This is a genomic window from Micromonospora sp. LOL_014, from assembly GCF_048060245.1.
In the GTDB taxonomy this organism is placed as follows: domain Bacteria; phylum Actinomycetota; class Actinomycetes; order Mycobacteriales; family Micromonosporaceae; genus Micromonospora_E.
On the sequence record NZ_JBHMIP010000026.1, the window covers coordinates 55403 to 80968 of the forward strand.

The 25566-nt window shown below is 70.9% G+C and carries 24 protein-coding genes, 1 tRNA gene and 1 pseudogene; 17 read left to right on the forward strand and 9 right to left on the reverse strand.

The window, feature by feature from the left end:
• Positions 1-209: 209 nt before the first annotated feature.
• Positions 210-1052: a hypothetical protein gene (locus ACFHW1_RS21880; protein ID WP_416556611.1), complete on the reverse strand. Its 843-nt coding sequence runs from the start codon at positions 1050-1052 to the stop codon at positions 210-212.
• A 276-nt stretch (positions 1053-1328) separates the two neighbouring features.
• Here ACFHW1_RS21880 and ACFHW1_RS21885 point away from each other — a divergent pair, with 276 nt between their 5' ends.
• Positions 1329-2594 carry an aspartate kinase gene (locus ACFHW1_RS21885; RefSeq protein WP_416556612.1) on the forward strand — a complete coding sequence of 422 codons (1266 nt, stop codon included), beginning with the start codon at positions 1329-1331 and terminating at the stop codon, positions 2592-2594.
• 6 nt (positions 2595-2600) lie between these two features.
• The gene (locus ACFHW1_RS21890; RefSeq protein WP_416616012.1) at positions 2601-3680 is read left to right on the forward strand and encodes an aspartate-semialdehyde dehydrogenase; all 1080 of its coding nucleotides are present in this window, start codon (positions 2601-2603) and stop codon (positions 3678-3680) included.
• Between the two features lie 423 nt (positions 3681-4103).
• On the opposite strand, the gene ACFHW1_RS21895 is transcribed toward ACFHW1_RS21890, so the two are convergent.
• Positions 4104-5510, reverse strand: a complete 1407-nt coding sequence (locus ACFHW1_RS21895) for a Tat pathway signal protein (RefSeq protein ID WP_416556614.1) — start codon at positions 5508-5510, stop codon at positions 4104-4106.
• A 266-nt stretch (positions 5511-5776) separates the two neighbouring features.
• Here ACFHW1_RS21895 and ACFHW1_RS21900 point away from each other — a divergent pair, with 266 nt between their 5' ends.
• The 4 genes from ACFHW1_RS21900 to ACFHW1_RS21915 are packed head-to-tail and all read left to right on the forward strand — an operon-like array spanning position 5777 to position 6744.
• On the forward strand, positions 5777-6097 hold the full coding sequence (locus ACFHW1_RS21900; RefSeq protein WP_416616014.1) for a DivIVA domain-containing protein: 321 nt from the start codon (positions 5777-5779) through the stop codon (positions 6095-6097).
• Positions 6094-6336: a hypothetical protein gene (locus ACFHW1_RS21905; protein ID WP_416616015.1), complete on the forward strand. Its 243-nt coding sequence runs from the start codon at positions 6094-6096 to the stop codon at positions 6334-6336. Before ACFHW1_RS21900 ends, ACFHW1_RS21905 begins: the two co-directional genes overlap by 4 nt.
• Entirely contained in the window at positions 6329-6532 is a 204-nt protein-coding gene (locus ACFHW1_RS21910) for a hypothetical protein (protein ID WP_416552077.1), read from the forward strand. Before ACFHW1_RS21905 ends, ACFHW1_RS21910 begins: the two co-directional genes overlap by 8 nt.
• The gene (locus ACFHW1_RS21915; protein ID WP_416552076.1) at positions 6529-6744 is read left to right on the forward strand and encodes a flavin reductase; all 216 of its coding nucleotides are present in this window, start codon (positions 6529-6531) and stop codon (positions 6742-6744) included. Before ACFHW1_RS21910 ends, ACFHW1_RS21915 begins: the two co-directional genes overlap by 4 nt.
• Positions 6745-7022: 278 nt before the next feature.
• Here the strand turns inward: ACFHW1_RS21915 and ACFHW1_RS21920 are convergent.
• Positions 7023-7099, reverse strand: a tRNA-Pro gene (locus tag ACFHW1_RS21920).
• 109 nt (positions 7100-7208) lie between these two features.
• The gene (locus tag ACFHW1_RS21925; protein ID WP_416616017.1) at positions 7209-8102 is read right to left on the reverse strand and encodes a metallophosphoesterase; all 894 of its coding nucleotides are present in this window, start codon (positions 8100-8102) and stop codon (positions 7209-7211) included.
• Between the two features lie 25 nt (positions 8103-8127).
• Here ACFHW1_RS21925 and ACFHW1_RS21930 point away from each other — a divergent pair, with 25 nt between their 5' ends.
• The gene (locus tag ACFHW1_RS21930) at positions 8128-8583 is read left to right on the forward strand and encodes a GatB/YqeY domain-containing protein (protein WP_416552074.1); all 456 of its coding nucleotides are present in this window, start codon (positions 8128-8130) and stop codon (positions 8581-8583) included.
• Between the two features lie 151 nt (positions 8584-8734).
• Here the strand turns inward: ACFHW1_RS21930 and ACFHW1_RS21935 are convergent, their stop codons facing one another.
• Positions 8735-11179, reverse strand: a complete 2445-nt coding sequence (locus ACFHW1_RS21935) for a penicillin-binding protein (RefSeq protein WP_416552104.1) — start codon at positions 11177-11179, stop codon at positions 8735-8737.
• 394 nt (positions 11180-11573) lie between these two features.
• Between ACFHW1_RS21935 and ACFHW1_RS21940 the strand changes: the two genes are divergently transcribed.
• A complete protein-coding gene (locus tag ACFHW1_RS21940; RefSeq protein WP_123603865.1) occupies positions 11574-11870 on the forward strand; it encodes a WhiB family transcriptional regulator in 297 nt (98 codons plus the stop codon).
• Positions 11871-11941: 71 nt separating this feature from the next.
• On the opposite strand, the gene ACFHW1_RS21945 is transcribed toward ACFHW1_RS21940, so the two are convergent.
• The 3 genes from ACFHW1_RS21945 to ACFHW1_RS21955 are packed head-to-tail and all read right to left on the reverse strand — an operon-like array spanning position 11942 to position 14835.
• Positions 11942-13087 carry an ArsA family ATPase gene (locus ACFHW1_RS21945; RefSeq protein WP_416616018.1) on the reverse strand — a complete coding sequence of 382 codons (1146 nt, stop codon included), beginning with the start codon at positions 13085-13087 and terminating at the stop codon, positions 11942-11944.
• 37 nt (positions 13088-13124) lie between these two features.
• Entirely contained in the window at positions 13125-14135 is a 1011-nt protein-coding gene (locus tag ACFHW1_RS21950; RefSeq protein WP_416616019.1) for an ArsA family ATPase, read from the reverse strand.
• A 28-nt stretch (positions 14136-14163) separates the two neighbouring features.
• Positions 14164-14835 (reverse strand): hypothetical protein, encoded by a 672-nt coding sequence (locus ACFHW1_RS21955; protein WP_416552071.1) that lies wholly within the window; start codon positions 14833-14835, stop codon positions 14164-14166.
• Between the two features lie 148 nt (positions 14836-14983).
• Here ACFHW1_RS21955 and ACFHW1_RS21960 point away from each other — a divergent pair, with 148 nt between their 5' ends.
• From ACFHW1_RS21960 to ACFHW1_RS21985, 6 genes and pseudogenes are all read left to right on the forward strand, one after another.
• The gene (locus ACFHW1_RS21960; RefSeq protein WP_123603862.1) at positions 14984-15139 is read left to right on the forward strand and encodes a DUF4177 domain-containing protein; all 156 of its coding nucleotides are present in this window, start codon (positions 14984-14986) and stop codon (positions 15137-15139) included.
• A complete protein-coding gene (locus tag ACFHW1_RS21965; protein ID WP_416552070.1) occupies positions 15136-15597 on the forward strand; it encodes a RidA family protein in 462 nt (153 codons plus the stop codon). The genes ACFHW1_RS21960 and ACFHW1_RS21965 overlap by 4 nt, the downstream gene beginning before the upstream one ends.
• Positions 15598-15686: 89 nt before the next feature.
• Entirely contained in the window at positions 15687-16583 is an 897-nt protein-coding gene (locus ACFHW1_RS21970; RefSeq protein WP_416552069.1) for an MBL fold metallo-hydrolase, read from the forward strand.
• Positions 16580-20176, forward strand: a pseudogene (locus ACFHW1_RS21975) (adenylate/guanylate cyclase domain-containing protein); the annotation flags it as partial. The gene ACFHW1_RS21970 and the pseudogene ACFHW1_RS21975, both read left to right, overlap by 4 nt.
• A gap of 136 nt (positions 20177-20312) precedes the next feature.
• Complete coding sequence (locus ACFHW1_RS21980; RefSeq protein ID WP_416552068.1) at positions 20313-20765, forward strand: hypothetical protein; 453 nt, start codon at positions 20313-20315, stop codon at positions 20763-20765.
• A 52-nt stretch (positions 20766-20817) separates the two neighbouring features.
• A complete protein-coding gene (locus tag ACFHW1_RS21985; protein WP_416552067.1) occupies positions 20818-22500 on the forward strand; it encodes a serine/threonine-protein kinase in 1683 nt (560 codons plus the stop codon).
• A gap of 291 nt (positions 22501-22791) precedes the next feature.
• Here ACFHW1_RS21985 and ACFHW1_RS21990 read toward each other — a convergent pair whose 3' ends face one another.
• Positions 22792-23052: a hypothetical protein gene (locus ACFHW1_RS21990; RefSeq protein WP_416552066.1), complete on the reverse strand. Its 261-nt coding sequence runs from the start codon at positions 23050-23052 to the stop codon at positions 22792-22794.
• On the opposite strand from ACFHW1_RS21990, the gene ACFHW1_RS21995 reads away from it, so the two are divergent.
• The 3 genes from ACFHW1_RS21995 to ACFHW1_RS22005 all read left to right on the forward strand — a co-directional run bounded on the left by ACFHW1_RS21995 (position 23042) and on the right by ACFHW1_RS22005 (position 25532).
• Positions 23042-23389, forward strand: coding sequence for a hypothetical protein (locus ACFHW1_RS21995; protein ID WP_416552065.1), 348 nt, complete (start codon positions 23042-23044; stop codon positions 23387-23389). The two genes, ACFHW1_RS21990 and ACFHW1_RS21995, sit on opposite strands and share 11 nt — an antisense overlap.
• A 149-nt stretch (positions 23390-23538) precedes the next feature.
• Positions 23539-24489, forward strand: a complete 951-nt coding sequence (locus ACFHW1_RS22000; protein ID WP_416616020.1) for a transporter substrate-binding domain-containing protein — start codon at positions 23539-23541, stop codon at positions 24487-24489.
• Complete coding sequence (locus tag ACFHW1_RS22005; protein WP_416552063.1) at positions 24486-25532, forward strand: hypothetical protein; 1047 nt, start codon at positions 24486-24488, stop codon at positions 25530-25532. The genes ACFHW1_RS22000 and ACFHW1_RS22005 overlap by 4 nt, the downstream gene beginning before the upstream one ends.
• The last annotated feature ends 34 nt before the right edge of the window (positions 25533-25566 follow it).

Below are 25566 nucleotides of genomic sequence, written 5' to 3' on the forward strand. Positions count from 1 at the left end.
GCTGGGCGGCGCGCTCGCCCAGGTGCGGCGAACGGTGCCGGAGCGGCTGGACAGCGTGGGCGCGGATGGGGTCAAGGCGGCGCGGGTCAACTCCGCGACGAGGTGCCGGCCTCGGGGGCCTCGTCGCGGCAGCGAAGGAGGAGCGCCTGCCACATGACGGCTCTCACCCTACGTGGTGATCGCGGGTTGGCAAAGCCCGGCCGGAAATCTCAGCCGGTGCCGGTCGTGGATCCGCTGCTCGTCGGCGGGGTGCCGGCACCGTTCGGCGGCACCCCGGTGGTCACCGGGCCCGGCAGCGTGATCGACGGCGGGGCCGCGCCCGGCTGGCCCGCCAACAGCAGCGTCCCGAGCTCCAGCCGTGCGCCGGTGAGGGTGCCGTCCGGGCGGTAGCAGTAGATTCCCACGTCCAGTGGCGGCTGCAACGAGGTGGTGGTCGACTCCACGGAGAAGCAGGTGCCGTCGGCGCCGTCGAGCGGTTCGGTCACCGACACCGCCAGCGGGGCACGCCGGTCGGCCAGCACCGCCCGCCAGTCGGCGAACAGGTGGTGCAGCCGAGGGTCGAGCGCCGGTTCGACCGCCGCGTCCGGGTCGCCCAGCCGGACACAGTACGACGTCACCGGGTTTCCGGCCGACGGCAGCGCACATCGGAACAGGCCATCGTCGTTCTGTGCCATCGCGACGTCGCCCGTGCCGCTCGTGCTGCTCGTACCGCCCGCGCCGCCTGGGGCGCCGCCCGGAATGTCCACCCGCCACCCGCCGTCCTCGGCCAGGGTCACCGCCACCGTCCGGTCCGGCCGACCTGGGGTCTGCAACGTGTAGAACGCTGTCATCCGCAGGTCGCTGGCGGCGGCGGCCGCCGCCGCCAACTGCGCCCGTGGTTCGGCCGGCGGGGTGCTCCCTGGCGCCGACGGCGACTGCTCGCCGGTCGGCGTGCCCTGCGGCGACGTCACCGGATCGGTGGAATCGCAGCCCAGCAGGGACAACGTGACGAACGCCACGCAGGCCAGCGCGGCAGGCGAGTTTCGTGACGCTACGGGACCCCGGGAACGCATCCGCCCATTCTGCGTACCCGCTCGGGTTTTGCGGCCGGGCGGCCCACGGACACGCCGATTTCCGTCGCCGGCCCGCCGACGACCTGCGGCCTTACGGTCCGACGGCGGGCCGTCGGCGTGTCGCGAACCGGGCCGGGCCGAACGACCGGCCGTCCCCGACGGACACGGGCGGTGACCGCACCCGGCCGGATCGTGGGAACGGCTGTCTGCGCGGGCTCCGGACGCCGGTACCCTGATGCCGGCAGGTTGGCAGCAGCTGGAGGGGAGTGGACCGCCGTGGCACTGGTGGTGCAGAAGTACGGCGGGTCCTCGGTCGCCGACGCCGAACGCATCAAGCGGGTCGCCGAGCGGATCGTCGCGGCCCGCAAGTCCGGCGACGACGTCGTGGCGGTCGTCTCCGCGATGGGCGACACCACCGACGAGCTGCTCGACCTCGCCGGGCAGATCAGCCCGCTGCCGCCCGGTCGGGAGCTGGACATGCTGCTCACCTCCGGCGAGCGGATCTCGATGGCGTTGCTCGCCATGGCGATCCACAACCTGGGCTACGAGGCGCGGTCCTACACCGGCTCGCAGGCCGGTGTGCTGACCACCTCGGTGCACGGCCGGGCCCGGATCATCGACGTCACCCCAGGGCGGCTGCAGGGCGCCCTGGATGAGGGCGCAGTGGCGATCGTGGCTGGTTTCCAGGGCGTGTCCCAGGACACCAAGGACATCACCACGCTGGGCCGCGGTGGTTCGGACACCACGGCGGTGGCGCTCGCCGCCGCGCTGCAGGCCGACGTCTGCGAGATCTACACCGACGTCGACGGGGTGTTCACCGCCGACCCCCGGATCGTGCCGAACGCCCGGCACATCAAGCAGATCACCTACGAGGAGATGCTGGAGCTGGCCGCCTGCGGGGCGAAGGTGCTGCACCTGCGCAGCGTCGAGTACGCCCGCCGGGCCGGCCTGCCGATCCACGTCCGCTCGTCGTACTCGACCAACACCGGCACCATGGTGACCGGATCGATGGAGGATCTTTCCGTGGAGCAAGCACTCATCACCGGAGTCGCCCACGACCGGAGCGAGGCGAAGATCACCATCGTCGGCGTTCCCGACGAGCCGGGTGCCGCCGCCCGCATCTTCGAGACGGTGGCCAACGCGGAGACCAACATCGACATGATCGTGCAGAACGTGTCGACCGAGGGCACCGGCCGCACCGACGTCTCCTTCACCCTGCCGAAGGCCGACGGCCCGACCGCGATGGCGGCGCTGGGCAAGGAGCAGGAGCGGATCGCCTTCAAGGGCCTGCTCTACGACGACCACGTCGGCAAGGTGTCGCTGATCGGTGCCGGGATGCGTTCCCACCCGGGCGTGGCCGCCAACTTCTTCGCCGCTCTCGCCGACGCCGGCGTCAACATCGAGATGATCTCCACCTCGGAGATCCGAGTGTCGGTCGTCTGCCGGGACACCGACCTGGATGCGGCGGTACGCGCGGTGCACGCCGCCTTCGACCTCGGCGGTACGGAGGAGGCGGTGGTCTACGCAGGCACCGGCCGGTGAGCCCCGGTGCCTGACACCAGGGCACGCCCGCTGCCCACCCTCGCGGTGCTCGGTGCGACCGGCGCCGTCGGCGCCGTCATGTGCGAACTACTCACCTCCCGGGCCAACGTCTGGGGCGAGATCCGGTTGCTGGCCTCATCCCGCTCCGCCGGGCGGCTGGTGCGTTGCCGGGGCGAGGACCTCCCGGTGCACCAGGTCAGCCCGGAAGCCTTCGACGGGGTCGACGTCGTCATGGTGGACGTGCCGGACGACGTGTCCCGGCAGTGGACACCGGTCGCCACCGAACGCGGCGCGACCGTGGTCGACAACTCGGGTGCGTTCCGGATGGACCCCGGCGTACCGCTGGTCGTGCCGGAGATCAACGCCGAGCAGGTACGCCGCCGGCCGCGCCGGATCGTCTCCAACGCCAACTGCACCGTCCTGGCCATGATCGTCGCGATCGCCCCGCTGCACCGCGAGTACGGCCTGCGTGAGCTGGTGCTGGCCAGCTACCAGTCGGTCTCCGGAGCCGGCCGGTTCGGCGTGGACCTGCTGCACAGCCAGCTGACCAGGGCGGCCAGCGACCGCACGCTCGGCTCCCGGCCGGGCGACGTACGTCAGGCGGTCGGCGACGACCTCGGCCCGTTCCCGGCGCCGCTGGCGCTCAACGTGGTGCCGTTCACCGGCGAGCTGGCCGACGCCGGCTGGTCCACCGAGGAGCTGAAACTCCGCGACGAGTCCCGCAAGATCCTCGGCCTGCCGGATCTGAAGGTCTCCTCCACCTGCGTGCGGGTGCCGGTGGTGACCGGGCACTCGGTCGCCGTACACGCGGTCTTCGGCAGTGAGGTGACCGCAGACGGTGCCCGCGAGGTGCTGCGCAACGCGCCCGGGGTGATCGTGGTCGACGACCCGGCGAACGCCGAGTTCCCGATGCCGATCGACGCGGTCGGCACCGAACCGTCCTGGGTCGGCCGGATCCGTCGGTCGATGGACGACCCCCGGGCCATCGACTTCTTCGTCACCGGCGACAACCTGCGCAAGGGTTCCGCGCTGAACACCATCCAGATCGCCGAACTGATCGCCCGGGATCTGTCCGTCAGTCGGTGACCGACGTGCTGACGTGCGGCAGACGCTGCCGCGCTTGGCCTCAGCTGTGACTGAACGCAGTGTTTAGGTTGCAGCAGCCAGCCGAAGTGTGCTCTTCTTGATACAGAACTTTTCTAACGGTGCCTAGGGGAAACCCGAACACCACATCCTAAGGCCGCCTTCGGGCGGCCTTAGCGTTTGAGGGAGAATCTTGCACCTCTGCTACCTCGATGAGTCGGGCGGCTGCGAGCCTCCCAACAGTAGCCTTCTGCCACTCCGAATCGCTCACCAGTCCGGATCACGTCTGTTTCGTCCTGCCTCCCCTGTGCCGTCTACCCGCACTCCTGCGGAGCAGGCTGCGGCTCTGCCCGCCACACCTTGACGGCGCATACGGACGGTGGCGGGTCGGGCGGTACTGCTTGATCCAGAAGATCGTGCATCTGGTCAGGTCCCCGAAGGGATACTCCCATCACGAAGAAGAGCGGCACCGCGCTGATCAAGTTGTTTAGCGAATGAGGGTAGGCGCTGGCCAACGCCCCCCAGACGCGCTCGCATGTTCTTCACGGCGGCACGCGCCCGGCCCGACTTGACGCCAGTCATCGCGTCCATGGCCATGTTCCAGTTCGCGGCTGCCTCGCCGAGACGGCCCTGCGCGCACTGCACGTCGCCCAGGTTGGCTAACGTCAGCGTGTGAATACGGCGGTAGACATCTGAGTTTCGAGTCGCAATCGACCGGCGGAGCTGCGTCTCGGCGCCCGACATATCTCCCAGATCCCGCAGGGCCTGTCCAGCTTGACTAGCAAGCGAGGTTTCCGTGAAACCGCTGGTCCGAATCCACGGCGGCTCCTCGTCCGGTGCAGATTCCGCAAGGCGCTTCTCGGCAGCAGAGATCGCCGTGGAGGTGCGTGTACGGTCACCTGTTGCCGCGTGACCCCGCGCCACTAGGATCGCGAACAGAGCAGTGGCGGCCGGGGTGGAGCTTCCCTTTGACCAGCCGAGAGCGGATTCCGCGAGGTTGAGCGCCTGTTGCCCGTGACCGAGGTCAACAGCTTGATGAGCCATCGCACGCAGAGTGAACGCTGCAAGTGCGCGGTCGTCGGCTTCATTCGCGAGCCGCAGTGATTGGACGTAGTACCGCTGAGCTAGGCCGTGCAGGGACGAATCAAATGCTTTCCATCCGGCAAGGTAGGTCATCTCCGCAGCCAGGCTGAACATTGCCCTGCGTTCCGAGTCGGACGAGAACCTGCCGCGCAGATAGTCAGCGACATCTGACGAAAGGTATTGAATGACCGCAAGACGGGCGTGGCCGCCGCCGAACCGCTCGTCAGCTCGGCTGAACACCGCCAGCATGTCTCGCACGGCGTCAATCTCGCTGCGGCCTACCGCGACCCCACCGCCTTGTGCGCGTCGCCCTCGGTCTGCGACCTCCTGCCAGGACTCGAAAGGAACCGCGAGCGCAGCCAGCGAGTACAAGGCTTTGAGCGCGAAAGCTCGTCGCTCCAAGTCGGCCCTCCCGATCGTCACGAGGTTGGTGGCGCAGTCGTCCACCCACCAGTCGAGTCCGCCTAGGTCGGCTTCCAGGCTACCGTCCACGTCGAAGCCAAGGTCGGTCGGTGAGACGAGATGACCGAGTCGACGGCTGACCGCTTCGGCGAGGTAGCGAGGGGTTCGACCACTTGGCCGTACCCCTGCGACCCAGTGGCCGACGTGTGACCGATCGCAGGATCGCAGGTCGTCGTTGTGCTCGCGGGCGATGACTCGAACTGCTGCGGCACAGGCATCGTATGACCACCGGCACGCCTTGATCATTTCCCGCAGTTGCTCGTTGCGTTTCCTCTGCTGCCGTGTCATCCGCAGCCTCCCTGGTCGGACCGGCGTTCAACGCGTTCAACGCGTCCAGTGTCCTCACAGGCTACCGGAGGACGCCGACAATCCGTTTACTACAAACAGGTCCTGCCGCACCGGAGTAGAGCGCGGCGATGATCATTGGATGGCGAACGATTGCGCTTCGCGATTCGAACTACTAATCGGCTCATCCATAGATGCGAGTTGTCGATCAGCGTGGCCTTCCCTGGCTGTTGGCTGAGCGTTTGGTGTCGAGTTCACGAGGAGAAGTCATGGAGCAGCGGAGCAGGCGGGGGCGGGTGGTGCCTCGGCAGGGCGTACTCGTCGAGCCGTGGCAGGTCAGGGCGATGCAGTTCGACACCCGGTGGCGTGGGCTGGACCCGGCGGCGGTGTACGCGTACCTGCGCGACGTCGCCGACGAGCTGGACCGGCTCACCCGGCAGGCCGCCGTCGACCGGGCCGAGGCCGACCGGCTACGCGAAGGGCTGCGGCAGTGGCGGCAACGCCACGTCGGCTGCCGGTTCAACGACCCACCCGCCGGCGTCTACCGCTCGGAACACCAGCGCCAGACCGGCAACGGAGGCCACTGGTGAGCGACGAACCGCGCTGGACCATCCACCTGCCGACCCGGCTCACCAGCATCGAAGCCGCCGCCCGGTTCGCCGCCGCGCTGCGGGACTCGCTGGCCCACCTCGACGTCGTCGACTTCGCCGAAACCACGCTGTCGGCCACCGACCGACCGTCGCTGCGTACCCGGGTATGGGGTGACCCCGGCCCCGACCCGGCCGGCGGCCACCCGGTCAGCGACCGCACCGCGCCGGCCGATGACTGACCCCGTCCCCCGCCAGGTCGAGATCGACCACCTGACCGCGCTGGTCGACCGGCACGCACCGCGAGCCGACGACTGCGCCTGCGGCGACCCGCTCACCGCCACCGGCCGCTGCTGGCGCACCGAGGTCGCGCTCAGCCGGCTCCGCGACCTCGGTGTGCACGTCGCCGCCGTCGACCAGCCGGAGAACGCCGGATGAGCATGCACGTCCCCACCCGCCCGAGCTGGGTCTGCGCCGGCTGCGGGCATGCCTGGCCGTGCCTCGACAGCCGACAACAACTCAAGATCGAGTACGCCGACGCCCGCGTCTCCCTGTCGGTCTACCTCGCCACCAACCTGATCGAGGCGATGACCGACCTGCCGACCGGGCACGGCGGCGACCTCTACTGGCGATTTCTCGGCTGGCTGTGATGTCGATTTTGCGCCCCGGCGACGAACCGATGCACTACGACGACGGCTCACACCGCTGGATCCCGCCCGACCCTGACTACGACCAGGAGATCTGGGAGAACCAGGTGCGTGAACACCAACACGAGCATCGCGGGCGTCCGGACCCGCCGCCGCCTCGCTACCGTCTCATCCGGCGATCCGCTGCCGGGTGGGAGACTCGACTGCACCAGCCAGGGCGCTCAGACACGCAGTTGGACATGCGAAGGGCCATGTCGATGTGCTCGACATGGCCCTTGACCTGGTCGGGGTGGCCGGATTTGAACCGACGACCTCTTCGTCCCGAACGAAGCGCGCTACCAAACTGCGCCACACCCCGAGGTCCGCTGGGCAATACTAGCCCACCGGCCCGGCAGGGCAAATCCGGTATCCCCGGTGCGCCGCCGACGCCCCGGGGCGTCGCGTCACCGGACGCCGGCTGACCTGCGTCAGCGTGCGATCAGGGTCAGCAGGGTGGCCTCTGGAGGGCAGGCGAACCGGACCGGCGCGGTCGGGTGGGTGCCCAGCCCGGCCGAGACGTGCAGCCACGAGTCGGTGCCCGGCCACCGGTGCAGGCCCTTGGCCATCGACCGGGGCAGATCGCAGTTGGTGACCAGGGCACCGACGAACGGCATGCAGACCTGCCCGCCGTGGGTGTGCCCGGCGAGCAGCAGGTCGAGCCCGTCGGCAGCCATCTCGTCCAGCACCCGGGGCTCCGGGGAGTGGGTCAGGCCGAGGCTCAGGTCGGCCTCCGGCGACGGCCGGCCGGCGACGGCGGCGTAGTCGTCGCGTTCGATGTGCGGGTCGTCGACGCCGGCCGCGTCGATCAGCCGGCCGCCGGCCTTGAACGACGCCCGCCGGTTGTTCAGGTCGTGCCAGCCGGCACCGACCAGCACCTCGCGCAGCTCCTCGAACGGCAGGTCCGGGCCGGGTCGGTAGTCCCGCTCGGGCAGCAGGTAGCCCAGCGGGTTCTTCCACACCGGTCCGGTGTAGTCGTTGGAGCCGAAGACGAACGCGCCCGGCAGGTCCAGCAGCGGCTGCAGGGCCCGCAGCGCGCCCGGTACGGCGTCCGGGTGGGCCAGGTTGTCGCCGGTGACCACGACCAGGTCCGGGTCCAGTCCGGCCAGCGCCGCCACCCATGCCTGCTTGAGTCGCTGGTCCGGCATCATGTGCATGTCCGACAGGTGCAGGATGCGCAGCGGTTCCGCGTCCGGCGCGAGCACCGGCACGTCGAACCGGCGCAGGGTGAACATGTTGCGCTCGATGAGCGAGGCGTACGCCAGAGTGGCGGCGCCGAGTGCTGTGGTGCCGGCGGCGAGCCGGAATACGGTGCGCTTTCGCATGCCGACCAGGGTAGTTTGGCCACTCATGAGCACCGTGAAGGACCGCCTGACTGCTGACATGCGGGCCGCGTTGAAGGCCCGTGACGAGCTGACCACCTCCACCCTGCGGATGGCGCTGGCCGCGATCGGCAACGCCGAGGTCGCCGGCAGGGCCAAGCGGGAGCTGTCCGACGAGGAGGCGTTGGCCGTGCTGACCAAGGAGGCGAAGAAGCGCCGGGAGGCGGCTGCGGCTTTCGCCGACGCCGGCCGGGTCGACCAGGCAGCCAAGGAGCGGGCAGAGGGCGAGGTGCTGGACCGCTACCTGCCGCGTCAGCTCGACGACGAGGCGTTGGCCGGCATCGTCGCCACCGCGTTGGCCGAGGGTGGGTTCGCCGGCAAGGCCCAGATGGGCCCGGCCATGAAGGCGGCCCAGGCCGCGGTGGCCGGCCAGGCCGAGGGGGGCCGGGTGGCAGCCGAGGTACGCCGTCAGCTCGGACTGTGAGCGTCGGCTGGCGCTGTACGCATGCATGATCCGATGCGCCTCATCTGATACCCGCCCGGCGTGTCGCGTCGAAGAGACGAATCTGATCATGAAGTAGCGACAGGGGCGGGCACCGATCATCGGTGCCCGCCCCGCCGTTCGTTACCGTCGGTCAGTCGTCCGGGTTGCCGGGACGGCCCGGCCCGTTGCCGGGACCGTTGCCCGGACCACCGTCACCGTCACCGTCGCCCGGGCTCGGCTGGGCCCCCTGGCCGTTGCTGACCCGGATGATCACCACGCCGCCCTTGATGGTGCGGCCGCTGGGGCTGGTGCCGGCGGCGGTGCCGGCCGGGCAGGTGGAGTCGACCGCACCGGATCGGTCCACCTCGACCTCGAATCCGGCGCCGGCCAGCCGGGACCGGGCGTTGTCGATCGACTGGCACTGCACGCCCGGGATGGAGCGCTGCTCGCCGCGGACCAGTTTGCCGCTCGGTGCCTTGAACTGCTGCTTCTCCTTGCCCTTCATCGCGTCCCGCAGCGTCTCGTAGACCGCCGGGTTGACGATGTTGTGCGACATGGTGGCGTTGGTGTCGGCCCAGTCCGGGTCGGCCAGCACCCCGGCGACGGCGAGCTGTTTGGTGGTCACCACCATGGTGGCGGTCTTCTCCGCGTCGGTGGTGCCGGTCTTGCCGGCGACCGGGTGCCCGACGATGCTGCGCACGCCGTTGGCGGTGCGGCCCCGGCACTGCGACGTCGACGAGTTGTCGCCGACCGGGCAGCGCGCCGCGTCGATCGCGGCCCGGGCCACCTCGGTGGAGACCACCTGCTTGCACTGCGGCTGGGCGATGTCCAGGCTGTTGCCGTCCTGGTCGCGGATCTCCTTGACCGGGATCGGCTTGCAGTACTTGCCGTCGGCGGCGAGCGTGGCGTAGGCGTTCGCCATCTCCAGCGGCGTGGTGCTGGACACGCCGAGGGTGAAGGCGCCCCACTGGTTGGCGCCCTCCGGGTCGGCGGCGAACCGGGCGTCGTTGGCAGCCCGGAAGGTGATGCCGAGACGCTGCGCCACATCGACGGCGGAGGCCGCGCCGACCCGCTCCTGCAGCGGCACGAAGTACGTGTTGACTGAGGCGCCGAAGGCGCTCCACATGTTGTGTACGCCGTTCATGCTGGAGTTGGCGTTGCGCGGGCAGTACTTGTTGGTGCCCGGGCAGGCGGCCGGGCTGCCCTGTTCGACGATGTACTTCGACTCGTACGGGCTCTTCGCGTTGATCGTGTACTCCAGCGGGTAGCCCTTCTCCAGGGCCGCGACCAGCGGGAAGATCTTGAACGTCGAGCCGAACTGGTAGCCGGTGATGTCACCGCCGCCGGTGAGCAGCGGGTTCGTGGTGTTGGGGTAGGTGCCCCGGATGCCCTTGTCGGCCTTCTTCGGGTCACTGGAGAGCTTGTTCTTCGGGTTGTCCGGGTCGTCGAGCTTGTAGTTGCGGTTGACCGCCATGCCGCGGACGTACCCGGTGCCCGGCTCGACCGCCGCCACCATCAGCGCGTGCTTGCTGCCGGTCTTCAGCGCGTCCTCGACGGCGTTCTTCGCCGCGTCCTGCGTCTGCAGGTCGAGGCTGGTGACGATGTGGTAGCCACCGCTCTTGAGCCGCCGTTCCCGGTCGTAGCTGGTGGCGCCGAACGTCTCCTGCTCCATCCACCAGCGGTAGAAGAAGTCGCAGAAGAAGCCCCAGTGGTTCTTGTTGGCGGCGACGCAGCCGTTCGGCGCGCGCTTGCCGTTGACGACCAGCTCGACGGCCTTGGCCTCGTCGGCTTCCTCCTGGGTGATCGCCCCGGTCTTCACCATGTTGTCGATGACGTAGTTGCGTCGGTCGACGGCCTGTGGGTAGCCACCCGGCGTGGTCGGGTCGAACGCCGTCGGGGCCTTCACCAGGCCGGCGAGCATGGCGGCCTCGTCGATGGTGAGGTCCGCCGGCTGCTTGCTGAAGTAGACCTGGCTGGCCGCGAAGACGCCGTACGCGCCGTTGCCGAACGGGGCGATGTTGAGGTAGCGCTCCAGCACCTCGTCCTTGGTCATCTCCTTGGTGAGCTGCATCGCGTACTTCATCTCGCGCAGCTTCCGGGCGTTGGTGTCCTCGGTGGCGGCGATCACGTCCTCAGGGTGGGTCGCCGAGTAGGCGATGGCCAGCCGGACGTACTGCATGGTCAGCGTCGAGGCGCCCTGAGTGGTCTCGCCGGCACCCTGGTTGGCGACGAAGGCCCGCGCGACGCCCTTGACGTCGACCCCGTTGTGCTCGTAGAAGTTGTGGTCCTCGGCCGCGATGATCGCCGCCCGCATGATCGGCGCGACGTCCTTGAGCGGGACGTCGCGGCGGTTCTCGTCGTACATCGCGGCGAGCGTGGTCTTGCCGTCGGCGGCGTACAGGTAGCTGATCTGCGGCGCCCGCTTGACGGTCAGCTCGCTGGGCAGCTTGTCGAAGGTCTCCGCGCCTGCCTTGGCTGCCAGGCCCGACATCGCCACCGCGGGGAACGCGGCAGCGGCGACCACCACGCCGGCCAGCAGCCCGCAGATCAGCAGCGATGCGGCGTTGGTCAGTGGGTTGTGGTCTCGCTTCCGCATCAAGGTCACCCAGTCAGGGTACGTGAGGGACTTAAGAGGTCGCCGTGTGGCGCACCTGTGCATTTCCTGCCGGCTCCGGCCTCGTTGTGCTAAACGCAGAGACCCGTCCGCCGGTTGTGGTCTCCGTCGCCTACTTCTCCCCCGGGAGGTGTGGGTGGCGGGGTTTCCCCGTTTCCGCCTCGGGTATCTCTGCCCGGCAGAGCGCCCGACAAGTGCGTTGTGTCCGGATAGGTGGATTTCGTCGATAACGTTGCGCAATCATCCGACTACAGATCATGATGGTCCGGCGAGGATCGCACGGCGGCGTGCTGCGGGGGAAAGCAGCGTCGGCCGCCCGGCTTGCCGACTGACTCCACCGGTTGCAAGCGGAAATTGCTAGGGGGGACGTGGAACGATGGGCATGATCGCTGATTGGCCCAGCCTGGCGGCGTGCCAGAGCGGAGACCCGGACGCGTTGTTCGTGCAGGGCGCTGAGCAGAACGTGGCCAAGCGCATCTGCCGGGGCTGCCCGGTCCGGTACGAGTGCCTGGCCGACGCACTCGACAACCGGATCGAATTCGGGGTCTGGGGCGGCATGACCGAACGGGAACGGCGGGCCCTGCTGCGCCGGCACCCGCAGGTGGCGAGCTGGCGCAAGATGTTCGAAGCGGCCATGCGGGACCGCGAGAAGGTGCTCGTCGCCACCAAGTGACCCGTTGAACCGGCAACTGCGCGGGGACCAGGGGGATGCGCGGGACCAGGGGGAGCTGCGTGGGACCAGGATCAGCCGGCGACCGCGTGGCCGATCGTCCGTAGCCCGTCGACGTCGTGCACGTCGGCGGGCTGAGCGCGGACGGTCGCTACCGGCACCTGCGGGAACGCGTCGGTGAACCGCGCCGCCACCCGGCGCTCCCGCGCCGACTGCTGTGCCACTGCGGCGTGCACCCGCAGCACCTCCGCCGTCGCCGGATGCCCGCCGTCGCGGTCCAGCTCCCGCGCGGCCGTCAGGCTCCGCTCGGCGGACAACCCGGGCACAGCCGGCTCGTGCACCCGGTTGAGTACCAGCCCGGCCAGTGGCATCCGCTCCGCCCCGAGCCGACCGGCGAAGTACGCCGCCTCCCGTACCGCGTCCGGCTCCGGCGCCGCGACCAGCAGGAACGCCGTCTCGTCGGCCTGCAGGACCCGGTACGTCTGCTCGGCCCGCTGCCGGAATCCACCGAACATCGAGTCCAGCGCCGCCACGAAACCGGACAGGTCACTGAGCAGCTGGGCACCGAGGATCTTCTGCACCGCCCGGGAGAACACCCCGAACGACGCGGTCACCAGGCTGAACATGCTCCGACCGCCGGCCCGGGCCGGCGCCAGCAGCAGCCGGAGCATCCGGCCGTCCAGGAAGCGGGCCAACCGGGCCGGCGCGTCCAGGAAATCCAGCGCGGACCGCGACGGCGGCGTGTCGACCACGATCAGATCCCACTCGCCGCCGGCGTGCAGCTGGCCCAGCTTCTCCATCGCCATGTACTCCTGCGTGCCGGCGAAGGTCGAGCTCATGGCCTGATAGAACGGGTTCGCGAAGATCTCGGCGGCCTTCTCCGCGTCGGTGTGCGCGAGCACCACCTCGTCGAAGGTGCGCTTCATGTCCAGCATCATGGCGTGCAACTCGCCGCCGCTCGCCTCCACCTCGATGCCCTTGACCTGCCGGGGGGTGTTGTCCAGCTCGGTCAGGCCCAGCGACTGCGCCAGCCGGCGGGCCGGGTCGATGGTGAGCACCACGGTGCGCCGGCCGTGTCGCTCGGCGGCGCGCAGCGCCAGCGCCGCCGCGGTCGTCGTCTTGCCCACCCCGCCGGCACCGCAGCAGACCACGATCCGTACGCCCGGATCCGCCAGGATCCGGTCGACGTCCAGCGGTGGCGCTGCGTGATCAGGAGGCACCTGTCGAGCGTATCGGGGTCGGCCCAGGATTCGCCGATCAAGTCGCTGTGAGGTCGCTTCCAGCAGCTGACCCGGTGCCGGTCAGCAACGCTGCGGCCAGCGTGTCCAGGCCCTCGCGGGTGACCCCGTCCGGCAGCAGCGGCAGCCGGACGATCGGCCGGCCCAACTCGACCAGGTCGGTCAGCAGCGAGTCCTCCAGCGTGCGGCGGGTGAGGTGCTCCTGTGCCTCGGCCCGCAGGCCGGTCACCGTCTCCCGGTCGGTCGGCAGCCCGGCTGCGGCCAGCCCGCGCCGAAGCTGCGTCTGGCCGACCGGCCCGTCGGCGAGCAACGGCGGCCGGGCCGAGTTGACGATCACGTTGCCCACCGGGATGCCCAGCGCGGTCAGGTCGGCGACCGCGTCGAGGGTCTCCTGCACCGGCATCTCCTCCAGCAGGGTCACCACGTGCACCGCGGTGATCGGTGAGCGCAGCAGTACCGCGACGCCCTCGCTCTGGGTCTTGATCGGGCCGACCTTTGCCAGCCGGGCAGCCTCGGCGGTCACGTTCAGGAACCGGCCGATTCGCCCGGTGGGCGGTGCGTCGAGCACCACCGCGTCGTAGACCCGCCGCCGGTCCACCATCCTGGTGGTGGCCTCCTTCACCTTGCCGGTGAGCAGGACGTCGCGTAGCCCGGGAGCGATGGTGGTGGCGAAGTCGATGGCGCCCAGGCGCCGCAGCGCCCGCCCGGCCGCGCCCAGCTTGTAGAACATGTCGAGGTACTCCAGCAGCGCCTCCTCCGGGTCCACCGCCAGGGCGCGGACCTCGCCTCCGGCGGCCGAGGCGGTGATCCGGCGCTCCTGGTACGGCAGCGGCCCGATGTCGAACAGCTGTGCGATGCCCTGGCGGCCCTCCACCTCGGCGAGCAGGGTGCGCTTGCCCGAGCCGGCCAGGGCGAGCGCCAACGCGGCGGCGACACTGGTCTTGCCGGTCCCGCCCTTGCCGGTCACCACATGCAACCGGGACGGCCAGCCGGGTACGGCGGCGACAGGTGACTGCTCGGTGACCCCCACGTCCAACCAGACTAGTGCGCGGCGCGGCTCAGTTGACGTCGCAGACGAACCAGCCGGACTTCTGCACCACCACGAAGCTGAGATCCTGCTCCGCGCTGCGCTCGTCCTCGGTGACCATGCGCACGGTGACCGAGACGACTGCCCGATCTTCGTCCTGCTCATCGACGGTCGGCACGTTCCACTCGAACTGCGGGTTGCGGTACGTCGACGAGTAGCCCTCGATCTCCTCCACCTTCTCAATCAGCGCGGACTCGTCCCGGGCCTCCCGGCAGACCAGGTCGGCTGCGGCCGTGACGTCCCGGTCGGTGTACACGGCGTGGAGGAAATCGTCCACGGCGGCGACCGGTTCGGCCGCGCCGCTACCCGTCTCCAAGTTGTTGATCACCAGGAATGCCGCGATGCCGCCACCACCGCAGAGCAGCAGTACGACACCGAGCACCACCGAGGTGATCAGCAGGCCGCGTCGGCGGCCGGCGGCGGCCGCGGCGGTCTGACCCGGCGGCGGCGGACTCGGCGGGCCACCCGGTGCCGCCGCGAACGGCGCAGCGGTGGGACGCTGCCAGGGCGGCGGCGGGATCGACTGCCCCGGCACTGTCGGCTGCGCCTCGGTCGGCTGTGCGTCCGGCGCCGGTGGCTGTGCGTCCGGCGCTGGTGGCTGTGCGTCCGGTGGCTGTGCCTCGCCACTGGGCGGTTGCGTCATCCTCATCCCCAGGTTCAGGTCTCGTCGTGGGCGGACCGTAGCCGCCACCAGACGATCAGGGTATCTGGCCGATGCACCCGGATCACCGTCCCGGCCGTTGGCCGTAGGCTGTGGCGGTTGCCGAATCAGAGCTAGGAGCCGTAACGCGATGCAGAAGTGGGAGTACGTAACCGTGCCGCTGCTGGTGCATGCCACCAAGCAGATCCTCGACAACTGGGGCGAGGACGGCTGGGAACTGGTCACCGTGATTCCCGGCCCCAACCCGGACCAGCTGGTGGCGTACCTGAAGCGGCCGAAGTCGTGACCGGCGGCCCGCACGCCCGCCTCACCGAACTGGGGCTGAGCCTGCCGACCGTGGTTCCGCCGGTGGCCGCCTACGTTCCGGCGGTCCGCTCCGGTCAGCAGGTCTACGTCTCCGGCCAGCTGCCGATGGCCGACGGAGCGCTGCTCGCCGTCGGCAAGGTCGGCGCCGAGGTCACCCCCGAACAGGGCAGGGAACTTGCCGCTCGGTGTGCGCTGAACGCGCTCGCCGCGATCGACGCCCTGGTCGGTCTCGACGCCGTGACCCGGATCGTCAAGGTCACCGGGTTCGTCGCCTCGGCCGCCGGGTTCACCGGCCAGCCCGCCGTGATCAACGGTGCATCCGAGCTGTTCGGCGAGGTCTTCGGCGATGCCGGCCGGCACGCCCGCAGCGCCGTCGGGGTGGCCGAGCTTCCGCTCGGCGCGCCGGTCGAGGTGGAGGTCGTCGTCGAGGTCTCCTGACCCGGTCCGCGCCGGCCGAGCGCCGGCCGGCACCCGAGCGGGTTGAAGAAGTCTCGGCGAAGTCACCGCGCGGCCGTACCATCGCAGCCATGACCGCGCACGTCACCACCCCTGCCGCGGCCCTGGCCAGTGATCTGCCGGGCTGGGCGACCCTGGTGCGGGCACCCAACCCCGGGCCGATGACGCTGGACGGCACCAACACCTGGGTGCTGCGTCGGCCGGGTGAGCGGTACGGCGTTCTCGTCGACCCGGGTCCGGCCGACGCCGGCCACCTCGACCGGCTGGCGGCGCACGGCCCGTACTCGATGATCCTGGTGACTCACGGGCACCCGGACCACGTCGAGGCGGTGCCGGCGGCCGCCGAGCGGTTCCGGGCCCCGGTACGCGGTCCGGCGGCCGACGAACGGGGCGAAGCCGCCGACCGCGACGGGGAAGCCCTCGACCGGCGGGCGGCGGAGGCGACCCGGCTCGGCGACGGGACCGTGCTGGACGTCGCCGGGCTGACCGTCACCGTGCTGGCCACCCCCGGCCACACCGCCGACTCGGCCTGCTTCCTGGTCGCCGGGCCGGACGGGCGGGAGGCCGTGCTGACCGGTGACACCATCCTCGGCCGGGGCACCACCGTGGTCGCCTGGCCCGACGGCGACCTCGGCGACTACCTGGCCAGCCTGCGGCGACTCGCGGCGTACGACCAGGTCACGGCGCTGCCGGGGCACGGCCCGGCGCTGACCGACTGCGCCGCCGCCGCCCGGTTCTACCTGGCCCACCGGCAGGCCCGGCTGGACCAGGTCCGCCAGGTGGTGGCCCGGGGCGTGACCGAACCGGCGGCCGTTGTCGCCGAGGTGTACGCCACCGTCGACCGGGCACTGTGGCCGGCCGCCGAGTGGTCGGTCCGGGCACAGCTCGCCTACCTGGACGCCTTGACCTACAGCGTGGCCGGTGACCGGGAATCGACACCGGGGTGGACCGGGTTGGACCGCCAGTGACCTGCCCGGTGTGCGGAACCGTCGCGGTACCCGGCGCGCGGTTCTGCCACAACTGTGGCGGTGCGCTGCCGGCCGCTGCCTTCCTACCGGCTGCCGAACGCCGGGTGGTCACCGTGCTCTTCGGCGATTTATCCGACTTTACCTCCTGGTCGGAGGATCTCGACCCGGAACGGGTCGGTGCCGTCACCGACCGGGTGCTCGCCGCCCTGGCCGGGGCGGTCAAGACGTTCGGCGGGCACGTCGACAAGCTGACCGGTGACGGGATCATGGCGGTCTTCGGCGCCCCGGTCGCCCACGAGGACGACGCCGAGCGTGCGGTACGGGCCGCGCTCAGCATGCAGCGGGCGGTGCGGCGGGTGCTCGACGACGAGCGGGGCGGCGGCGCCCCGCTCGGCCTGCGGGTCGGCCTGAACACCGGTGACGTGGTCGCCGGCATTCAGGCGGCCATCGAGTACACGGTGATCGGCGACACGGTCAACACCGCCGCGCGGCTCGCCGACGCGGCGGCGGTCGGCGCGGTGTACGCCGGCGCCGGCACCGTGACCGGCACCCGGCACGTCGCCGCCTGGCGGGAGCTGCGCCCGCTGCGGCTGAAGGGCAAACGCGCCCCGGTCGAGGCGTACGAGCTGCTCGGTCTGCACGACGCACCGGGCACCCGGTCGGGCATCGGCGACCAGGCCCCGTTCGTCGGGCGGGAGGCCGAGATCGGCCGGCTGGCCGGCCGGCTCACCGAGGTGATCGACCACGGCGACCCTCGGGTGCTGGTGCTCACCGCGGAGGCCGGCATCGGCAAGTCCCGGTTCGCCGTCGAGGTCGAGCGGTACGCCGCCGGTTACGACGTCGGCACCGGACGGTACGCGGCACCCACCGGCGCGCGGGCGCTCTCGGTCCGCTGCGCCGCCTTCGGTGAGCGGCGTCGGCTGGCCCCACTGGCCGACCTGGTGCGGATCGCGGCCGGCCTGCCCCGGGACAGCTCCACCGCGGTCACCCGCCCGGTGGTCGAGGAGCGGCTGCGCCGTCTCGGGCAACGATTGGCCCGGGTCCGTCCGGAGCCGCCGCCGCTCTCCGTCGACCTGCTGCTGACTCTGCTCGGGTACGCGGATCCACCGGCCGCCGCGCACCCGTCGTCGGGCCCGGCCGACCTGACCACGGACGCTCCGGTGCTCGACGCCGAGGCGATCCCGAGCGCGGTGGCCGACCTGCTCAGCGCCCTGGCCCGGGAGGCGCCGCTGCTGATCGTGGTCGACGACCTGCACGACGCTCTGCCGGACACCGTCGAGGTGCTCGGCGAGACGTTGTCCCGGCTCACCGGTCCGGTACTGGTGCTGCTGCTAGGCCGACCCGAGCTGGTGCGTACCGCCGGGGTGCTGACCGGGGTGGCCGACGCCGAGGTGCACCCATTGCCGCCGCTGCGCGGGTCCGACGCGGCCCGGCTACTCACCTCGTACCTGGGCGGTGGGCGGCTGCCGCAACCCGACGTGGACCGGCTGCTGGCCACCGCCCAGGGCAACCCGTTCTACCTGGCCGAGCTGGTCACCCTGCTGATCGAGCGGGGCGCGCTGACCCGGACCGGTCCGTCGGCCGACGCCGACGCCGCTGGCGGCGACAGCGCGGACTGGCGGCTGGCACCCGGGTCGCTGAGCAGCCGGCTGCTCTCCCGGGACCTGGCCGCAGTGCTGGCCGCCCGGATCGACGCGTTGCCGGCCGACGCCCGGTCGGTGCTGCGTGACGCTGCGGTGGTCGGCGACGTGGTGCCGGACGGCACCTTGGAGTCGTTGCGGGACCGGCGGGACGGCCGGCCGGCGGCGGTGGTGGCGGTCGAGCTCGACCGGGCAGTCGAGGAGTTGCTGCAGCGACGCATGCTGCACCGCACCCGGGTCGGTTTCGCCTTCCCGACCCCGCTGATGCGGGAGGCCGCCTATGCCGGGATCGGCAAGGCCGACCTGGCGGAACGGCACGCGTGTCTGGCCCGGTGGGCGGCCGGGGCCGACGCGCCAGCGGCGGTCGGCACCGGCCCGGCGAGCGGTGGGCCGGGCGGGATGAGTCCGGCGCTGCGGGACGTGTTCGTCGCCGATCACGTCGAACGGGCCGTCGGCCTGGCCGAGGCGGTCGGGCTGCGCCCGGACTCGGCGGCCCGCGCCGTCGGGCCGCTGGGAGTCGCGGCGCTGGGCCGGGCGGCCCGCCGGGCGATCGCGGTCGGTGAACCGGAGTTGGCCGTGGAGTACGCCGAGCGGGCGTCCGCGCTCGGCGGGGACATGGTGCCGAAGGCCGACCGGCTGGTCTACGCCCGCGCGCTGCTGCAGACCGGGCGGCCGGCCGAGGCGTTGGCCGCCGCCGAGAAGGTGCTCGCCAACGCCGGTGAGGATGCCGCAGCCCGGGCCGGTGCCCTGCTGGTGTCCGGTCGGGCCCACCGGGCGGTGGGCGACGCCGCCCGTGCGGTGGCGGTGTGGCGTGAGGCGTTGCGGGTGGCCACCGACGTAGGGCTGCCCGCCGAGCGGGCGGAGGCGATGCGCCGACTCGGGATGGCCGACTTCCTGGCCGGCCGGCTCAGCCGGGCGAGCAGCCGGTTCGCTGCGGCGTACCAGGTGAACCTGGCAGCTGGCGACCGGCGTGGGCAGGCCTGGTCGTTGCAGAGCCTGGCGTGGGTGACCACGATGCGCGGCGACTTCGCCGGCGCCGACGCGGTGCTGAACCGGGCGGCGCGGCTGTTCGTCGAGCTGGACGACCCGGTGGGGCGGGCCTGGCTGCGGGGCACCACCGCGTTCGCCCGGCTGCTCTCCGGCCGGTTGGCCGACGCCCGCCGGTTGGCCCGGGTTTTCCTGCCGTTCGGCGAGCGGGTGGGGGAGGCGTGGGCGGTCGGCACGCTGCGGGCGGTCGAGGCGTTCGCCGCGGCCGAGTTGGGTGAGTTGGCCGAGGCGGACCAGTCGGCGCGGCGCGCGTACCGGGATTTCGACAGCGCGGCCGACGACTGGGGTCGGGGCTTCGCGTTGCTGGCGCGGGGGGTGGTCGCGCGCGGGCTCGGCCAGTGGGAACACGCCGCCGATCTGCTCTCCGACGCGCTGGCCCAGGGCGAGCGGATAGATCACCCGTTGCTGATCGGGATGGCCGGAACGCTGCGCGGCTTCGTCGCCCTGGAGTGCGGTGACGTGGCCGGTGCCGAGCGGTTGGCGCAGTCGGTGCTGACGTCGGTCGAGCCGCATGACCCGTTGGCCGCCGTCCAGGTGGCGCCACGGGTGCTGCTCGCCTCGGCGCGGCTGGCGGCGGGTGACCCACCGACCGCGGTCGGGCTGCTGGCACCGGTCGCGACCGCGATGGACAGCCCGGCGGTGTTGTTCTCCCGGCGTCAGACGTTGGCCCGGTACGCGGCGGCGCTGCTCGCCGACGGGCAGCCGGAGCCGGCGCTGCACTGGGCCCGGCGGGCGTTGGACTCGCCAGCGGAGGACGTCCGCAGCCAGGTCGTCGGGTTCGGTGTGCTGGCCTCCGCGCTCGCCGCCAACGGCGAGCAGGTCGCGGCACGGCAGGCAGCTGACCGGGCGGTCAGTCTCGCGTACGGCACCGAGCAGGTCGGCGAACGGGCCGCAGCCGACGCGATAAGGTCTACTGTGGATGACAGTGGCCTGGTCGGCGGGGTGGATCATGGCGGACCCGGGGATGCCGGCCGGGCGGCGCGCTCGCTAGCCTGACCCCACTGTGCTCCACCGTGGGCGTACTGTGGCCGGAGGAAACCCGATGAAGCTGCCCCGTTCGGTATCCGGGTGGACCGTCGCCGTGTTCGGGGCGATGGCCCTGCTGCTGGGCGCGGTCGGCCTGGCTCAGCCCGATGTCCTGTTCGTACTGCTCGGCTTCGACACACTGCCCACCGGGGAGCGGGCGGCCGGCGACTACACCCGTACGTTCATGGCAGCGTCGTCGATGGCCTCGTTCAACATGGGCGTCTACTACCTGCTGGCGGCGGTCACCGACTGGCGGCCGTTCTTTCTGTTCTCGGTGATCTTTCGGCTGGTCACCACGGTGGTGTTCACCGTGGTCGTGGTAGCCGAGGTGGCTCCGGTGCGGTTCGTCGGGGTGGCGGCCTGGGAAGGGCTGGGCGCGGTGGTGACCGGAGTGGCGTTGCTGACCGAACGTCGCCGCCGGGTGGGCGTACTGTCGCCCGGCACCGGCCGGTCGGCTGGCGACGGCTGACCCGGGCCCGGGGTCGCCCCGGCTGTCCGGAGTCTTGGGTACCGTTTACCGTGTGAACGACAGACTGCCGAGCGCGCTGCCGTTCCCCACAGTGCCTGGACTGTCAGATTTGTCGGTCTTTGCCAGAGGCGGCTACGCTACCGTCTACCGTGCGGTCCAGGAGTCGGTCGGCCGGGAGGTCGCCGTCAAGGTGGAGAACCGGGCTCTGGACAACGAGCGGGACCAGCGCCGGTTCATGCGGGAGGCGCGTGCCGCCGGGCGGATGTCGTCGCATCCGCACGTGGTGGACCTCTTCGACGTCGGCGTCACCGGGGATCTCCATCCGTACCTGATCATGGAGATGTGCGACGGCTCGTACGCCGACCGGATGCGCACCTCCCCGCTGGACGCCTTCGAGGCCCGTGACGTCGGGGTCAAGATCGCTGACGCGCTCGCCGACGCCCACCATCTCGGCGTCCTGCACCGCGACGTCAAACCGGCCAACATCCTCTACTCCCGGTTCAATGAGCCGGCCCTGGCCGACTTCGGCCTGGCCGTGCTGGTCGAGCACCGCGATGCCTCGGTCACCCTGGAGGTGCTGACCCCGGCGTACGCGCCACCCGAGTCGTTCCAGCACCGTCCGCCGTCGGCCGCCGCCGACGTCTACGCGCTCTGCGCCACCCTGTACGCCATCATGCGCGGCAAGCCGCCCCGCTGGGACGACGAGCGCAACCCGAGCCTGGTGGCTCTCCTGGAGATGTTCGACCGGCCGCTGCCGGACCTGCCCGGGGTCAACCCGGCGCTCACCGACGTACTGCGCCAGGGAATGGCGAACGATCCCGCCGCCCGACCTCCGGCGGTCGTGCTGCGGGACATGCTGGCGGCGGTGCCGCTCGGTCAGCACTGGAGCCCGGCCGCCCCGCACCGGCCGCCGTTCTCGATCGCCCCGGTCTCCGGCGGGCCACCGACCGGGTCGAGTAGCTGGGCCGACCCGACGACCCCGGTGCCGTCCCGGCCGGAGCGCAACGCGTCCTGGAGCGTCCCGGTGCCGCCCCCGCCGGAGCCGGGTCAGGTGCCCGGGCAACGCCCCGGCCCGCCGCCGTCGGCTGCCGATCCGCCCGACCCGCCGGTCGGCCGACCGGGTACCTCGCCCGACAACGCCGTCCGTTCCTGGCTGCGGACCCTTGCCGGCGGGCTCGGCCTGCTGGTACTGCTCGCGATGACCAGCCTGGGTACCTGGATCGTGGCCAAGGGCTCCGGTCCCAGCACGTTTCCCCCGATCACCGGAGCCGACCAGCGGACGACCGGTGCGGTGGCCAGTGAGAGCCCTGCCAGCGACCCCACCGGCGGCGGTCCGGCGGGCGCGGCGCTGCCGAACTGCCACCTGACGCTGCGACCGGAGCTGCGCTGTCCGGACGATCTCGAATGCTTCAACGGCCGGGTGTCGAACTCTCCGCGTACCCTGACCGCGACCGCCTGCACCGGCCGGCACACCTGGGAGACGTTCGCGGTCGGTGAGCTGCCGACCCGGTTGCGGGCTGCCGACCATGCCGCGATCCGGTCCGACCCGGCCGTCGTCGAGGCCTGCGGGGCGGAGAGCTTCCGGCTGTTCACCCTGCGGATGGACGCCAACGACTGGCAGTACACGGTGCTGCTGCCGGAACCGGCGGACCTCGCCGCCGGTGACCACCAGTACCGGTGCCTGGCGGGCAAGGGGCCCGGTCAACTGTTCGGTCCGACCCTGGCCGCCCGGTAACTGGCATTTGGCGCAAGTCTCGGCTGTCCGACTACCCGGGTGGTTAGCCTGACCTGGCAGTTGCGCAACCGCCGAGCGGCCGAGGTGACCGATGGAGCAGCCGGAAACGGGGCGGCCGTCCCGGCTCAGCCGGAGTCGACGACGATCGTCGCGGCGCTGGAGCAGGTTCGGCCGCACGAGTTCACCGTCCGTCGGTACGCCGACCGCGACGCGGCGGTGCAGGCCATCCGACACCGCGAGGTGTACGGCGCCGTAGTGCTGAACCCGGCCGGGCAGACCACGGCCGCCCGGCTACCGGTCACCGACGTCGTACCGCTCTCCCCGCACGACGAACGGGGTGCCGGGCTCAGCGCGTTCTTCTTTCCGCTGCTGCTCGGCGGTCTCAAAGGTGGCATCTTCATCGCGATCGGCATCCAGGGCACCGCCCGCCGGCTGCTCACCCTGGCGGTCTTCGCCATGATCGCCGGTACGGCGGTCGCGGTGGTCGGCCAGTACGCGTTCCGGATCCTTTCCGCTCAACGCGGCCGCGAGCGGGTTGACCGTGGCAGCCATCGCGGCAACGGTGATCGGCCTGCGCAACCTGTTCGGGCTGCACGGCGTCGGCGTCGGCACCGTGTTGATCATGCTGGTCGGCAGTCCGATCTCCGCCGCCACGCTGCCGGTCGAATTCCTGCCCCGGCCGTGGGGCGCCATCGGCCAGTTCTTTCCGCCCGGGGCGTCCGTCTCGTTGATCCGCTGCATCTCGTACTTCCCGGAAGCGCCGACCCTGCCGCAGTGGTTCGTGCTCTGCGGCTGGACGTTGGTCGGCTGCCTGCTCGCGCTGCTGACCCGCAACCGGCCGTCGGCCCGGACCCGGTCGACCACCCCGCCGAGCACGAAGATCGCCTGAACCGACCGGCATGAAGATCGCCTGATCTCGCGTGGCGCAACTCGACGGGGTCAGATCTAGCCGGCAGCCACTACTCTAAAACAGAGCCGGCAATGTGGACGGCTGTCCGAGACGTAACCGATCCTGACTGTCGCAGTCGCGAGGTTGCCATGGCTGACAAATCCACCAGGTTCCGCACATACATCAACCACCGCACCCGGCAGATGATGACCACAATAGCCGTTGCTTCGACCCTGGTCCTGGTCGCTCTCGTCGCGTGCGAGGACAACCAGCCGCCGGACCGGCCAACTGTGCGGGATCTCCGGGAGGCCTCGACCATCAGCGAGCGGACCGAGTTGCATATCGGCGTCAATGTCGACATCCCGCTTATGTCCTACCGGCGAAACAACGCGTACCACGGCTTCGACATCGAGATTGCCCGCTACATCGCCGACTCCCTCGGCTTCGGCGACCAGAGCATCAGGTGGGTGCCACTGGACACCGAGGACCGAATCGAAAAGTTGCGCAGCGGCGAGGTCGACATCGTGGTGGCCAGCTTCTCCATCACCGAGGAACGTGAGAAGCGGGTCGGGTTCGCCGGCCCGTACCTGATCACCACACCTGAGGTGCTCGTCGCCACCGAGTACATCAACGAGATCACCACGATCACCGATCTGAACAGTGCGGAGTACACCGTCTGCGTCGCTGGCGGCTCCACCACCGAGGCGATGCTCAGGGAACGCGGGATCCCGCACCAGCAGGCCGACAACCCGGCCGCCTGCCGGGACGGCATCCTGGCCGGCGATTTCCAGGCGATGGTCTCCGATGAGACCATCCTCGCCGGACTCCGTTCGGAGAACCCCGACGAACTCACCATCGTCGACATGCCGTTCGGCGTCGAGGAAGAACTGGGCATCGGGGTGCCGGTCGAGGACGAGAACCTTCGTGACCTGGTCAGCTACTTTCTGGACAAGAGCTACCAGCGGGACCAGCGGGACGAGGCGAACGCCTGGGAGACGGCGTACAACAACCACTTGGGCCAGTGGCTCGGCGAGGCCAGTCAGCCCCGGCCGGACGGCGCACCCGATCTGGTGGACCACGACGACAAGAACCGGCGGTGACCGCCGCGGAACGCCCGGTCGACGAGGCGGATCGGCGGAACCGGGCGGCGCAGCAGTTCTGGAGCGTGGTGGTCGGCGCCCCGGCGATCATCTCGGTGCTCCGGCTGGTCGTGGAGGCCGGCGGCGAGCTGCAGACCACCCTGCTGCTGGCCGCCAACGTCAACCCGGTGAACCTGGTCGCCGCCTTTGTCAGCACCGCGAGCCGGGTGGTTTCGGGTGCGATGGTGGCCCTCTTCGCGATCAGCGCGGTGCTGACCGTCAGCGTCGACAACGACCAGCGGCGGTGGGCCCGCCCGAAACCGCCGTTGCTGGTCCGCTGGATGCGAGTGGTGCCCGTCTGGTTCCTGATCGTTACCCTGCTGGTCGCGGTGGTGACCTGGAAAATCCTCTATCTGCCGCTGCTGCTGCCGGCGATCGCGGCCACCGCCCAACTGCTGACCCGTACGGTGGACGAGCGCCGCACGGCCGAGGACCCGCCGGACGACCGCCGGACGACCCGACTGACCCTGTTCGCCCTGCTGCTACTCGGCTACTACGGTCTGCTCGCGCCGACCCTGGTCGAGGCCGCGACCACCGGGGAGTGGTTCGTGGTGCTGATCCTGGCCGTGCCGCCGCTGCTGGCCCTCGTGGTGACCGGCCCGGTGTTGCCCGGCACGGTGCACCTGCTGGTCGCGTCCGGTCAACTCACCGTCATGATCGCGCTGGCCTGGACGTCGTACTCGGTGGCCACCGCGCCGGTGCTGCCCAGCACAGTGACCACCATCGAGGTGCCAGGCGGGGAGACCGAGCACATCCGGGGCAGCGTGATCGCGGTCGACGACGCGAGCGTGGCCATTCTGCAGGAACAGGGCGGTGTCCGGTACGTGCCGACCGACGACGTGGAGGCGCAGGTGCTCTGCCCGAGCGAGGCGGATCTAGCGCGCTACCGCCTCTGGGTGCACGGGTTCCACATTGAGGACTCGCTGCTTCAGGCGTTGGGACGGGAGGTCCGACCGGTCACCCCGGTGGATGCGGTCTGCCGGGCGACCGCCTCGGTGCGGTGAGCCAGCCGTTGCCCGATCAGGGTCGGATCTGCCG

Coding starts and splice junctions, on each gene's coding strand:
- ACFHW1_RS21990 (WP_416552066.1), bottom strand. CDS start 23,052: ATGGCTGCCACGGTCAACCCGCTCGCGGCCGCGTTGAGCGGAAAGGAT.
- ACFHW1_RS21980 (WP_416552068.1), top strand. CDS start 20,313: ATGAAGCTGCCCCGTTCGGTATCCGGGTGGACCGTCGCCGTGTTCGGG.
- ACFHW1_RS21925 (WP_416616017.1), bottom strand. CDS start 8,102: ATGCGAAAGCGCACCGTATTCCGGCTCGCCGCCGGCACCACAGCACTC.
- ACFHW1_RS21970 (WP_416552069.1), top strand. CDS start 15,687: ATGACCGCGCACGTCACCACCCCTGCCGCGGCCCTGGCCAGTGATCTG.
- ACFHW1_RS21915 (WP_416552076.1), top strand. CDS start 6,529: ATGAGCATGCACGTCCCCACCCGCCCGAGCTGGGTCTGCGCCGGCTGC.
- ACFHW1_RS21930 (WP_416552074.1), top strand. CDS start 8,128: ATGAGCACCGTGAAGGACCGCCTGACTGCTGACATGCGGGCCGCGTTG.
- ACFHW1_RS22000 (WP_416616020.1), top strand. CDS start 23,539: ATGGCTGACAAATCCACCAGGTTCCGCACATACATCAACCACCGCACC.
- ACFHW1_RS21940 (WP_123603865.1), top strand. CDS start 11,574: ATGGGCATGATCGCTGATTGGCCCAGCCTGGCGGCGTGCCAGAGCGGA.
- ACFHW1_RS21895 (WP_416556614.1), bottom strand. CDS start 5,510: ATGACACGGCAGCAGAGGAAACGCAACGAGCAACTGCGGGAAATGATC.
- ACFHW1_RS21935 (WP_416552104.1), bottom strand. CDS start 11,179: ATGCGGAAGCGAGACCACAACCCACTGACCAACGCCGCATCGCTGCTG.
- ACFHW1_RS21955 (WP_416552071.1), bottom strand. CDS start 14,835: ATGACGCAACCGCCCAGTGGCGAGGCACAGCCACCGGACGCACAGCCA.
- ACFHW1_RS21880 (WP_416556611.1), bottom strand. CDS start 1,052: ATGCGTTCCCGGGGTCCCGTAGCGTCACGAAACTCGCCTGCCGCGCTG.
- ACFHW1_RS21960 (WP_123603862.1), top strand. CDS start 14,984: ATGCAGAAGTGGGAGTACGTAACCGTGCCGCTGCTGGTGCATGCCACC.
- ACFHW1_RS21900 (WP_416616014.1), top strand. CDS start 5,777: ATGGAGCAGCGGAGCAGGCGGGGGCGGGTGGTGCCTCGGCAGGGCGTA.
- ACFHW1_RS21910 (WP_416552077.1), top strand. CDS start 6,329: ATGACTGACCCCGTCCCCCGCCAGGTCGAGATCGACCACCTGACCGCG.